The organism is Rothia sp. CCM 9416 (genome assembly GCF_048513535.1).
In the GTDB taxonomy this organism is placed as follows: Bacteria; Actinomycetota; Actinomycetes; order Actinomycetales; family Micrococcaceae; genus Rothia.
Genome location: NZ_JBLXXR010000006.1, coordinates 25,602 through 38,245 on the forward strand (window position 1 = coordinate 25,602; position 12,644 = coordinate 38,245).

At 56.7% G+C, this 12,644-nt stretch carries 9 protein-coding genes; 7 read left to right on the forward strand and 2 right to left on the reverse strand.

Annotated elements, in window-relative coordinates; genetic code table 11:
• Positions 1 to 51: 51 nt before the first annotated feature.
• The 4 genes from lysS to ACN080_RS04135 all read left to right on the forward strand — a co-directional run bounded on the left by lysS (position 52) and on the right by ACN080_RS04135 (position 6,226).
• Positions 52 to 1,509, forward strand: coding sequence for a lysine--tRNA ligase (gene lysS / locus ACN080_RS04120; RefSeq protein ID WP_419113135.1), 1,458 nt, complete (start codon positions 52 to 54; stop codon positions 1,507 to 1,509).
• A gap of 524 nt (positions 1,510 to 2,033) precedes the next feature.
• On the forward strand, positions 2,034 to 2,387 hold the full coding sequence (locus tag ACN080_RS04125; RefSeq protein ID WP_419099022.1) for a histone-like nucleoid-structuring protein Lsr2: 354 nt from the start codon (positions 2,034 to 2,036) through the stop codon (positions 2,385 to 2,387).
• Positions 2,388 to 2,780: 393 nt separating this feature from the next.
• Complete coding sequence (locus ACN080_RS04130) at positions 2,781 to 5,363, forward strand: ATP-dependent Clp protease ATP-binding subunit (RefSeq protein ID WP_419110936.1); 2,583 nt, start codon at positions 2,781 to 2,783, stop codon at positions 5,361 to 5,363.
• A 356-nt stretch (positions 5,364 to 5,719) separates the two neighbouring features.
• A complete protein-coding gene (locus tag ACN080_RS04135) occupies positions 5,720 to 6,226 on the forward strand; it encodes an amino-acid N-acetyltransferase (protein ID WP_419099024.1) in 507 nt (168 codons plus the stop codon).
• A gap of 132 nt (positions 6,227 to 6,358) precedes the next feature.
• Here the strand turns inward: ACN080_RS04135 and ACN080_RS04140 are convergent, their stop codons facing one another.
• Entirely contained in the window at positions 6,359 to 7,324 is a 966-nt protein-coding gene (locus ACN080_RS04140) for an A/G-specific adenine glycosylase (RefSeq protein WP_419113111.1), read from the reverse strand.
• Positions 7,325 to 7,411: 87 nt separating this feature from the next.
• Between ACN080_RS04140 and ACN080_RS04145 the strand changes: the two genes are divergently transcribed.
• From ACN080_RS04145 to radA, 3 genes are all read left to right on the forward strand, one after another.
• Positions 7,412 to 8,221 carry a hypothetical protein gene (locus ACN080_RS04145; RefSeq protein WP_419113112.1) on the forward strand — a complete coding sequence of 270 codons (810 nt, stop codon included), beginning with the start codon at positions 7,412 to 7,414 and terminating at the stop codon, positions 8,219 to 8,221.
• Between the two features lie 94 nt (positions 8,222 to 8,315).
• Positions 8,316 to 9,383, forward strand: a complete 1,068-nt coding sequence (disA, locus tag ACN080_RS04150; protein ID WP_419099027.1) for a DNA integrity scanning diadenylate cyclase DisA — start codon at positions 8,316 to 8,318, stop codon at positions 9,381 to 9,383.
• A gap of 74 nt (positions 9,384 to 9,457) precedes the next feature.
• Positions 9,458 to 10,867, forward strand: coding sequence for a DNA repair protein RadA (radA, locus tag ACN080_RS04155; protein ID WP_419113113.1), 1,410 nt, complete (start codon positions 9,458 to 9,460; stop codon positions 10,865 to 10,867).
• 224 nt (positions 10,868 to 11,091) lie between these two features.
• Here the strand turns inward: radA and ACN080_RS04160 are convergent, their stop codons facing one another.
• Positions 11,092 to 12,525: an FUSC family protein gene (locus tag ACN080_RS04160; RefSeq protein ID WP_419113114.1), complete on the reverse strand. Its 1,434-nt coding sequence runs from the start codon at positions 12,523 to 12,525 to the stop codon at positions 11,092 to 11,094.
• Between the last annotated feature and the right edge of the window lie 119 nt (positions 12,526 to 12,644).

Genomic DNA, 12,644 nt, shown 5'->3' on the forward strand with positions numbered 1-12,644 from the left:
GGCAAGACCCCCGCAGAGACCAAGGCCGTAGAGAACGCCGCCTCGGAGCAGATGCAGATCCGTCTCGACAAGCGCGCGAAGCTGCTAGAAAGTGGCCGTGAAGCCTACCCGGTAGGTGTTCCCGTTACCCACACCATTACCGAGATTCGTGAAAAGTACGATGGAACTCTTGAAGCTGACCAGACGACCGGCGATATTGTCGGTATCGCTGGGCGCGTAGTGTTCGTGCGTAATACCGGCAAGCTGTGCTTTGCTTCCCTACAGCAGGGTAACGGCACTCGTATTCAGGCCATGATTTCGCTGGCTGGTGTGGGTGAAGAAGCCCTGGCTGATTGGAAGGCTCTGGTTGACCTGGGTGACCATGTGTTTGTTCAGGGTGAAGTTATTTCATCTCGCCGTGGTGAGCTTTCGGTCATGGCCGACAGTTGGCAGATGGCTTCTAAGGCTTTGCGCCCCATGCCCAACCTGCATTCTGACCTCAACGAAGAGACTCGTGTCCGCCAGCGCTACCTGGATTTGATGGTGCGTGATGAGGCCCGCGAGCTGGTCATTAAGCGCGCCAAGATTACTCAGACTGTCCGTAACGTGCTGAATAACCACGGCTATATTGAGCTGGAAACTCCGATCCTGCAGCTGATTCACGGTGGTGCGGCAGCGCGTCCCTTTGAGACTCATCTGAATGCTTTTGATCAGCCCATGACCCTGCGTATTGCTACCGAACTCTTCCTCAAGCGCGCCGAAGTCGGTGGCCTAGAACGTGTCTACGAGATTGGCCGTGTATTCCGTAACGAGGGCGTGGACTCCACTCACAGCCCTGAGTTCACAACCCTGGAATGCTATGAGGCTTATGCTGACCAGTTCGTTATGGCCAAGCGTATGCAGGAAATGATTATAGCCTGCGCTGATGCTGTGGGTGTGCACCAGATTGAGACTGAAGCTGGAACCATTGACCTGACCGCTGAGTGGAAGTGGCTGGGTGTCTACCCCGGTCTGTCCGAGGCAGTGGGGGTTGAGATTACTCCTGCAACGAGCGCTGAGGAACTGCGCGCAATCGCGGAGAAGCACTCCGTTGCGGTTGATCCTAAGTGGGATGCCGAGAAGTTAGTCGTGGAGCTCTTCGGTGAGATCGTTGAACCCACCCTGCTGAACCCCACCTTTGTCTATGACTACCCGCCCAGCGCACAGCCTCTGGCCCGTCAGCATCGCTCTGAAAGCAACCTGATTGAAGCGTGGGATCTCATTATCGGTGGCATGGAGCGCGGCACGGCCTTCTCTGAGCTCATTGACCCCGTGATTCAGCGTGAACGCCTCACTGAGCAGTCTAAGCTAGCCGCTGGCGGAGATGACGAAGCCATGCAGCTTGATGAGGACTTCCTGCGTGCCCTGGAGTACGGTGCCCCTCCCATGGGTGGCCTAGGCTTGGGCATTGATCGTTTGATTATGCTCTTTACCGGTGTTGGTATTCGTGAAACTATTCTCTTCCCTTTGATGAAACCCGAAGCTGAATAAGTGAAAAGTAGCCTCTGATTTTTGGCCCGCTCAGCAAAGGCTGGGCGGGCTTTACTCTTGGGTTCTAGGGTAGAGTTCTAGGGTAGATTACCGGGGCTTAAAGAGAGCGAAAGGTTAGAACAGTGGATTTTCTTATTGGGCTAGTGCCCTCCACCTGTGCTGGGGTAGCGCTTTATTTTATTTTGCGGTGGATGAGCCGAGCTGACCGAACAGAAAGAGCCGCGCAGCGTGATATTCAAAAGGATGCTGAGCAGTGGTATCAGTCAGTAAAAAGCTCTGATGGGGCTAGGAATCCTTTTGGCTCCGAAGATTCTTAATAATTTTTTTGAGGGAAACCCGAGATAAGAATCTGGGCTTTATTTCCTATTTGGTGCAATGATATGTATTATTTATTATTAGTCATCGAGGGTGGCTAACTTCGTTACACACCCCACAGCCCAACCAAAGATTTATTAGTCTTTACTTAGGTACCCGAAGTAGCGGAGTGTATATTCCCTTCATCACCTCATCAAAAGGAGAAAACAATGGCTCAGAAGGTCAAGATTATTCTTGAAGACGATCTCGACGGTGGCCCCGCAGACGAAACCGTACGTTTCGGTCTCGACGGTGGTCAGTTCGAAATTGACCTTTCCAGCGCTAACGCTGCCCGCCTGCGCGATGCCATCCGTCCGTTCGCCGCTAAGGCCCGCCGTGCAAATGGTGCTCAGCGCACCGCTGGCCGTCCGGCTGGTTCACGTACCACCCCCAAGCGCAATCCCGAAATTGCTGAGATTCGCAAGTGGGCGCAGGAGAACGGTCATAACGTTTCTAGCCGTGGACGTATTCACCAGGATATCCAGGATGCTTACTACGCTGCTAAGGGTAAAGAAAACAAGTAAATAGTTTCTTTCCCGTTTTTATGGGGCGGAATACCTTAAGGTATTCCGCCCCATTTCTTTACGGGATTCATTGTGTTTACCCATATCAACGCATCTAAATTGGCGACAGGTGTTCATTATTTGTGGGCCTAATGGGGGAGGAGTTTTTTACTTGAAACTTCCTGGGAGTTCTGAGGGAATGTTTTGTGTAAATCCCTGAGGCCGTGAAAGTGCCATTATTATTTTCTAGCGCCCGATACCGCGCAGGGTTTTTGCTCTCTGATTTTTGACGGGTAGGTGTGGGCTTTCGTTCCCTTGTAGGCGAACACCATTCATTCCGTGGCGAACAGGCCCCCACGGGCTAGAGAACACGCGTAATCTTTTGGGTAATAGTAAGTTTCCAAGGAGTGTTCAATGTTTGAACGGTTTACCGACCGCGCCCGTCGAGTGATTGTGCTTGCCCAAGAAGAGGCACGCATGCTCAACCACAATTACATCGGCACCGAACACATTTTGCTCGGTCTGATCCACGAGGGTGAAGGTATCGCTGCCCGTGCTCTTGAATCGCTCGGGGTGAGCCTCGCCGCTGTCCGTGATCAGGTGCAGGACATCATCGGTTCTGGCGCTCAGGCCTCTAGCGGCCATATCCCTTTTACCCCTCGCGCCAAGAAGGTTCTTGAACTCTCCATGCGTGAGGCTATTCAGCTTAACCACGGCTACATCGGCACCGAACACATTCTGCTCGGTATGGTGCGCGCTAATGAGGGTGTAGGCAACCAGATCCTGACCCAGCTGGGGGCTGAGCCTGCCAAGGTTCGCCAGACCGTGATGGACCTGATTGCCGGCTACCCCGGTAACAACAATGGTGAGGGTGGCAAGGAGACCGCTGGCGTTGGTGCCGGTAATTCCCGTGAGGGCACCCCCGCGGGCTCAGCCATCCTTGACCAGTTCGGCCGTAACCTGACTGCCGCTGCTCGTGAGGGCAAGCTTGACCCCGTGATCGGTCGTCATCAGGAGATGGAGAGGGTTATGCAGGTCCTCTCTCGCCGCACCAAGAACAACCCTGTGCTCATTGGTGAGCCGGGTGTAGGCAAGACCGCTGTGGCTGAGGGCCTTGCCCAGGCTATCGTTCACGGTGATGTTCCTGAAACCCTTAAAGACAAACACCTTTATACCCTGGATTTGGGTTCTATGGTTGCGGGTTCACGCTACCGCGGTGACTTTGAAGAGCGCATGAAGAAGGTGCTCAAGGAGATCCGCAACCGTGGTGACATCATTCTCTTTATCGACGAGATTCACACCCTGGTTGGTGCCGGTGCAGCTGAGGGCGCCATAGACGCGGCCTCTATTCTCAAGCCCATGCTGGCCCGAGGTGAGCTACAGACCATCGGTGCTACCACCCTGGATGAGTACCGTAAGCACATTGAGAAGGACCCCGCTCTGGAGCGCCGTTTCCAGCCGATTCAGGTGGATGAACCGTCACCCGAGCTGGCTGTGGAAATCCTTAAGGGCCTGCGCGATAAGTACGAGGCTCACCACCGCGTCACCATTTCCGATGAGGCTATCGAGACCGCTGTTAACCTGGCCCACCGCTATATCTCAGACCGGTTCCTGCCCGATAAGGCTGTTGACCTGATTGACGAGGCCGGCGCCCGCCTGCGTATTAAGCGTATGACCGCACCCCCGGAAATCAAGATCTTGGAAGAGCGTATTGCTAAGCTCCGTGGCGAGAAGGAAGAGGCTATCTCGGCTAACGAGTTCGAGAAGGCCGCTGACCTGCGTGATCAAGAGCAGAAGCTGATTGCCGAGAAGGACGAGAAAGAAAAGGAATGGCGTAAGGCTGGGGATGCCTTTGGTGAGGTAACCCCCGAGGTTATTGCCGATGTCCTAGCCGCCTCAACTGGCGTTCCTGTCTACAAGATTACTGAAGAAGAGTCCGGTCGTCTGCTCAAGATGGAAGACGAGCTACACAAGCGCGTGATTGGCCAGGAGAACGCTATCAAGGCTCTCTCCCGCTCTATCCGCCGTACCCGCGCCGGTCTGAAAGACCCCAAGCGTCCTGGTGGCTCCTTCATTTTTGCAGGCCCCACCGGTGTCGGTAAGACTGAGCTTGCTAAGGCTCTAGCCGAGTTCCTCTTCGGCGACGAGGATGCCCTTATCACTTTGGACATGTCGGAGTACCAGGAAAAGCACACCGTTTCCCGTCTCTTCGGCGCCCCTCCCGGCTACGTAGGCTACGAGGAAGGCGGCCAGCTGACCGAGAAGGTCCGCCGCAAGCCTTTCTCTGTTGTGCTCTTTGATGAGGTGGAGAAGGCTCACGCTGACCTCTTCAACTCCCTGCTCCAGATTCTTGAGGACGGCCGCCTGACTGACTCACAAGGTCGCGTGGTGGACTTTAAGAACACTGTCATCATCATGACCACCAACCTTGGTTCTCGTGAGATGGCCCGCCGTGTTCCTGTTGGCTTCCAGCAGGTGGGCGACGACGCAGGCACCTACGAGCGTATGCAGGGCCGGGTCATGGAGTCCCTCAAGGAGCACTTCCGCCCCGAGTTCCTGAACCGCGTCGATGACATCATTGTCTTCCCGCAGCTGTCTGAGTCTGAGATTCTACAGATTGTGGATTTGTTCGTTGCCCGCCTGGCCGTGCGCCTGCGCGAGCAGGATATGTCTATTGAACTGACCGATCAGGCTAAGGCTTTGATGGCCGCTAAGGGCTATGATCCCTCGATGGGTGCCCGCCCCTTGCGTCGTGAGATGCAACGCAACCTGGAGGACCCGCTCTCCGAAAAGATTCTCTTTGGTGAGATCAAGCCCGGTGAGAAGATTACCGTGGACACTGAAGGCGAGGGCGACCTGGCTAAGTTCACCTTTAGCTCTGCCCCTTTGGGTGAGCTGGATAGCGACAGCTTTGACCGTGTCTTTAGCGAAGGTGATCAGAAGGCTGACCAGCCTGCCGTTGCCGAGAGCACGGTGGAAGGTGACAGCCAGCTCTAGATTCTTACCTAAGAAGCCGCCCTGCGCCCTGAGAGAGGGGCCAGGGCGGTTTTCGGTCTTGACAGGGAAAAATATATCGAAATATGGCCTAGTGTTGGAGCTGTAACCAAAGCTTGACCAACCTTTCAGCTAGCGCCCAGGTCTTTAAGGACTTGGCCCAAGGCTAGTGGTCAATACTTAAGTCATACGGTTCGACAGAGCCCCTGAAGCAAATGGTCTTAGTGCGTAGGACCGTTCAGGACAAGAAAACTCTTGTGTGTATGTGTGTGTAATGATGTAAATCAGCCCCCTCACCAATAGGTGGAACGGGGGCTGATTTATTTTTAACCTGGCTCATGGGGCAGTAGCCTGGGGGTATGACTTCTTTCCGTGTACGCCGGGCTACCGTGGACGATGTGGCAAATATTCAGGCGCTTGTACGCCCCCTAGCTCTTGAGGGTATCCTCCTTGATAAGGAGGACGTTGCCTACTACGAGGCAATCCAGGAGTTTGTGGTGGCGGAGACCGAAGACGGGCAGATGCTCGGCTGCGGTGCGCTCCATGTGATCTGGCGAAACCTTGCTGAAGTGAGGACTTTAGCAACCGACCCCGCTGCCCGGGGCAGGGGAGTGGGTGCTGCTTTGGTCTCAAATCTGCTAGAGCGTGCCCGGGATTTGGGTGTGGAGAGTGTCTTCTGTTTGACCTTTGAGGTGGACTTCTTTGGGCGATTGGGCTTTAGGGTGATGGAGAACCAGGAAGAGCTTGATCCAGAAACCTACATGCAGCTCCTGCGTTCACACGATGAGGGTGTGGCTGAGTTCTTGGACCTGGCTCGGGTCAAGCCCAATACTCTGGGCAATACCCGCATGATTATCTCCCTCTGAGCCAAGACCTATCAAAATGTTGGCCGCAGCAGTCAGCAAATGACTCGAAGGTATAGAAAGTTTCTTCTGACTTCTGTACTCAACTGCTAGTACTGGCAGGGGTGGCTGTCTCTGTTCCCGGTTCTTAGCAACCTAGAGCGATATCAAGCCCCCGCTGTGTTCCTTGGCGAGACCATCAGCGACTAGCCCCAAGTAGCACCGTTCTATCTGCTCAGAGGTGGGGGAGAGCTTCTGTAATTTTTCTACGGCAGGAACCAGCTCGGTGGGCACCACAAAATCAAGCTGGCCCGGTGCAGTGAGTAAACGCGAGGGAACCGGGGCTAGGGCCGCACGGAGTACACCCAGCATGGCACCCCGCAACTGGCGGTCGGTCCCAGCCCAGGCCTGACCCTTAGGCTGGTAGTCAGCCTCCGGTTTTCCTGCGGCCACCCAGGCACAAGCATCAGCCACGGGGCAGGAAGCGCAATCCGGTGACTTAGCAGTGCAGATAAGAGCACCCAACTCCATCACCGATACATTCCACAGGCAAGAAGTAGGGGTATCAGCGGGCATGAGCTCGTCGGCTAGCCGGGTTTCAGCTGCCGTGAGAGAAGGCCCCGGTAAAGCTCTACCCGAGACCAAGCGGGCGTGAACCCTGCGGATATTGGTGTCAATCACCGTAGCCCGGTTGCCAAAAGCAAACACAGAAATAGCCGCCGCCGTATAGGAACCCACACCGGGAAGGTCAAGCAGCTCATCATAGGTGCTGGGTACCTGGCCTCCGTGGCGCTCAACAATAGCCTGAGCGGCAGCGTGCAGACGCAAAGCGCGGCGCGGGTAGCCCAGACGCCCCCAAGCGCGTACTGCCTCCGCGGAATCCTCAGCCGCCAAATCAGCAGGGGTGGGCCAGCGATCCAGCCATACTTCCCAGACCGGCAGTACCCGCTTGACAGGGGTCTGCTGCAGCATAAATTCGCTGACCATGACCTCCCAGGAAGAGTTCTCACCGGTGCGCCAGGGCAAATCACGCCGGTTCTCTAAGTACCAGGAATTGATGCGGGCATGAAGAGCGTTGAGGTCCTGTGGAGCTAAACCGCTCAGAGGCAGAGTAAAAGACACCCCAACACTCTAAAACACGATTGACTTAACCCCCTAATAGGGGCTTAAAAGCTCCTATCTTGGCGTAGAAGACGGTAGTCTAGAGATATGTCTGTTAAAGTTGATTCACCGGTAGAAGAGGTTTCACCCGAAATCTACCGCCGCCGCCGCATTGTCGCCCTGCTCGTTCTTGTTTTTATCCTGCTCCTGATTATCGGGCTCATCAGCCTGCTGGCCGGTCGCGGAAAGAACACCGAGAGCGCCTCAACCGCCGCTAGCGCTTCTACCAGCGCCGCAGCCTTTAGCGATTTTAGCGAGCGTCCTAGCGAATCAGCATCTGCTTCTGAGAGCGCAAAATCGGACGAAAGCTCCGCTTCTGAAAGCGCCAAAGCCGATGACAGCTCAGCATCAGATGAAGCCAGCAAGAAGGCAGAGGAAGAGTCTGATCAGGAGTCAGCTAAGCCCTCTGATGAAGCCAGTGAGGACGCTGAAGCCACACCTTCTGCTGAACCCAGCGAGGCCCCCGCTGTAGCAGCTGCCTGCACCGCAGCAGACCTACAGGTCAGCATCACCTCTGATAGCCCAACCTACGCCGCAGGCCAGAACCCCGCACTCGCTGTAACCTACACCAACACATCAGGTAACCCCTGCATCGTTACCGGTGGCGCTAACAACGTAGATGTCAACATCACCTCCGGCCCCGCCCAGGTCTACAACTACGCTCAGTGCTACGCTAACCCCGTTGCAGACGCCGAAGTCGCGGCCGGTGCCACCAACACCACCCCGCTGACCTGGAACCGCTCACTGAATGTCCTCGGTTGCAACACCACCGCAACCATCCAGCCCGGCCACTACTGGGCAACCGCAAGTGTCAACGGTGTAGCCTCACAGCCCATCCGCATCATCGTCACCGGCTAAACCCTAAGGGTTTTCTCTTCCGGTGCCCCGGCATACTCTGCCGGGGCACCGGTCTTTAAGGCAGGAAACAGTCGGGTGCACTAAAATAGGTGGGGTGCTAACGGTTTATAGTGATTCCCTGCTGAAAACAATCGCCCAGATTGCCCCCGGTACGGAGCTACGCGAGGGGCTCGAACGTATCCTACGCGGTCGTACCGGTGCCCTCATCGTGCTGGGCAATGACAAGACCGTTGCCCACATGTCCTCAGGCGGCTTCGCCATCAACACCGAATTCTCGGCAACCCGCGTGCGCGAACTCGCCAAAATGGACGGTGCCATCATCTGCGACCGCGACGCCTCAACCCTATTAGCAGCAGGGGTCCAGCTCCTACCCGACCCCTCTATCGACACCAACGAATCCGGCACCCGCCACCGCACCGCCGAACGAGTCGCCAAACAAACAGGATTCCCCGTTATCGCAGTCAGCGCCTCCATGTCACTGATCTCGGTCTACACCGAAGGAATCCGCTACACGGTCGAAGACGCCCAATCTCTGATGAGCCGCGCCAACCAGGCCATCAGAACCCTCGACAGCTACACCGAACGCCTAGAACAGGTGCTCCACCAGCTTTCCTCCCTCGAAATCGAAGCCAACGTAACCCTGCGCGACGTAGCCAGCACCCTCCAGCGTATGGAAATGGTGCGACGCATCGCAGTAGAAGCCGGGCACTATGTTGTAGAACTGGGCGATGTAGGCCGACTGGTCGCCCTCCAGCTCGAAGAACTAGCCACCCACGACCTGCCCGAAAGCTGGGTCGTGCTCCGTGACTACCTGCCCGCAGACATCACCCCCGAAGAGCTCCAAAAAGCCGTAGCTGCCCTGCAAGAACTCAACGACAAAGAAATCGTTGACTTACTCGTTATCGCCCGCACCGTGGGACTTGGCGAAGAACTCAGCGCCTCCCTACACCCCCACGGACACCGCCTACTAGCAGGCATCAAAACAATGCCCGGAGCTGTCGCAGACCGCCTAGTAGACCGCTTTGACGGCCTCCAATCCCTCATGGCCGCCAGCCTCGATGACCTACGCGCCGTAGAAGGAATCGGGGAACAAAGAGCACGCGTCATCCGCGAATCACTCTCCCGCATGGCAGAAAGCTCCCTGCTCGAACGGTTCATGTAGGTCCCCACCCCGCACCGGTCAGCCGGTAGCTAAGTCACACCTAAAATGTCAGCCCCCGGCTTTATGCTGTGACTATGGCTACCCGAAAAAACACCCGCTCCCGCTCCACCAACGCCTACCGGTGCACCGAATGCGGCTGGACCACCGCTAAATGGGTAGGCCGCTGCGGCGAATGCCAGTCCTGGGGCACCGTCGAAGAAGCCGCCACCGGTGCCATCGCCGCCAAAACCACCGTAGCCTCCAGCGTCCAAACCCCCGCACAACCCATCGGGGCAGTCGACTCCACCGTCGCCCAATATATGAGCACCTGCAACCCCGAATTCGACAGGGTCCTCGGCGGCGGGCTCGTCCCCGGCGCAGTCATCCTCATGGCTGGTGAACCCGGCGTCGGTAAATCCACCCTCCTACTCGATGTAGCTGCCACCTTCGCCCGCGGCAAAGCCACCGGCAAAGCACACAACGTCCTCTACATCACCGGCGAAGAATCCGCCGCCCAGGTCAAACTCCGCGCCGACCGCATCGGCGCACTCGCCGACACCCTCTACCTCACCAGCGAAACAGACCTCGGCACAGCCCTCGCCCACATCGAACAGGTTAGCCCTGACCTGCTCATCATTGACTCCGTGCAAACCCTAGCCTCCACAGACGTTGAGGGGAGCGCAGGCGGCGTAACCCAGGTGCGAGAAGTCGCCGCCAGCATCATCGCCGCCGCCAAACGCCGCAACATGTGCACTCTCCTGGTCGGGCACGTCACCAAAGAAGGCACCATCGCAGGCCCCCGCCTCCTAGAACACCTGGTCGATGTCGTCTGCCAATTCGAAGGCGACAAACACTCCCACATCCGCATGCTCCGCGCCATCAAAAACCGCTTCGGCCCCACCGACGAAGTCGGCTGCTTCGACATGCACGAAGACGGCATAGCACCCGTCACCGATCCCTCCGGCCTCTTCGTCTCCCGCACCCCCCACCCGGTGGCCGGAACCTGCGTCACTGTCACCATGGAAGGCCGCCGCCCCCTCCTAGCAGAAGTCCAAGCCCTCCTCGACCAAAGCGCAACACCCCAGCCCCGCCGAGCAACCAGCGGCCTAGATAGCTCCCGCATCTCTATGCTGCTCGCCGTCCTCCAAAAACGAGCCGGCTTCAACGTGGGAAAACTCGACTGCTACATCTCAACCGTCGGCGGCGCCAAAATATCTGAGCCCTCCGCAGACCTCGCATGCGTCATAGCCCTCGCCTCAGCCGCCCAAGACAAACCACTCCCACGCAAACTCGCCGTCTTCGGAGAAGTGGGCCTAGCCGGTGAAGTCAGAGCCGTACCGGGCATCCGCCAGCGCATTGCCGAAGTAGGACGCCTGGGCTTCACCCACGTCATTGTTCCTGCCTCCCCAGCAGGCGTGGGCCAAGTACCCGCCGGAGTATCGGTGCGCGAAGTGGCATTGCTGGGGGAGGCTCTAGCCCTGCTCTTTCCCAACGCTGGGAATTAGTTATCGTGATATTCTGCCCAGTACTGGTGCCTGCCAAGATCCCTTAAACGCCAGCCCCGAGCCAGTTGGCAGGGACTTACACTGGGCTTTGCTCGGTATCATGCCCGCTAACTTCCCTTAAACGCCAGCCCCGAGCCAGTTAGCGGGCACGATACCGAGCTGGGCAACTGCCCTAGAAGACCAGCCCCGCATCAGCTAGCGGGCACGATACCGAGCTGGGGAACCTACTTCTCAGTCTCAATATTCTGCTCAATAAGGGCTAGCTGCTGGGTATTTAGCTCCTGCTGTTTCTCCACGCGGGCAAGGCCAGCCGTCAGCTCTGGAGCCACCTTCACAGTTGCCTGTGGCCCCGTAGGCTCCTGCCCACCAGACCGTGCAGAAGCCCGGTCCTTAGCCCGCAAAACAATAGTAAGCTGTTGCGTATCGGCCCGGTGCTTTTCCTCAACCAAGGGCTGCTGAGCCGATTTCAAGGGGCTAGGCTGAACCGGAATCATACTGGTAGTCGGAGCGTGCTCAGTCATAGAATCACCCAGCGGAACCAGCATAGACTCCGCCTCCGCATGAGTCAGCCCCGAGGCCTCCAAAAGATCCACCACCAGCGGGCGCAACATTAAAACCAGGGCTTCCGCCTCCATACTCTGAACACCCATCATGTGGGGCTCTAACCGCCCCGCTAAGAGCGACAAATTCTGGCGTGCCTGCATCATGCAGGCTGAACGGGTTTTAGCCTCCGGCGCAGACATACCTTCACCCAAAATCCCGATAGCATCACCAATGTGGGTAAGGGCCTGGGCAATTGAGCTAATTGCCCGGTGCGAAATCTGCACGTTATTAATGGTCGAAGCCATACGACGATTAAGCACCCGGGTATTACGGATCGCATAGTCAATCTTGCTTAGAACCTGACTATAGCCTTCCAGCTCTTTCATGTGTGAGCGACCGGTCCAGGCCAACTGAGCCATCCCCTTAGAGGTAATAATGTCCTTCTCACAGGTGGTATAGAGAGGCTGAAGCCTACGGGCACTACCCAGTGCATACCAGGCCTCCTTACCGTCATAATGCTCCATTGCCGTCCCAGCATCACGGAAAACAGAGGCAAAAGCACTCATCAACTTGCGGGCGTTCTCACGCGGAGTTCTGCGCGGATCCTTAGGGAAGAGAAACATCAACAAGAAAGCGCACAAGCCACCCACAATCCCGTCAAGACTGCGGCCAAAAGGCCCGTCCGCATTAGGTGGTAGCAAGACAACCAGGCAAGACTGCAAACCCATCTGAATAGTAAAAAGAATCCCGTTATCCAAGAACCGGGCCAACATAATCGACAGGAACATCACTAAGCCAGCCTGCCAAATCCCTTGACCCAGAACTATCATCATGAGGTCACCCATCAAAATACCCAGCGTCACCCCAAAAGAAACCTCAAGGATACGGCGGGCATGAGTAGCACCCGTGATATAGCCCAGCGACACAATTGCAGCGGTCGCGGCAAAAATTGGTTGCCTATGGCCCAGAACTTGCTCAGCAAAGAGATAAGCGCCAATACCAGAGACCACAATCTGAAGGGACTGGAAGAACCCCTCCCTCATACGAATCACACCCAGGCGACCCCGGTGCGCTGCCTTCTTCCTGATGACACTAACCTGCTGACCAAAACACATGCCTACCATTCTAGTAGGAGCCCATCACCACCCCACCTTCCCAGTCTTAACGCCCACTGTGCGCCCTCTGTTCACCCACCGTTTACTCAGTGCTAGCCCACCTGCTACCTAAGCTCCCT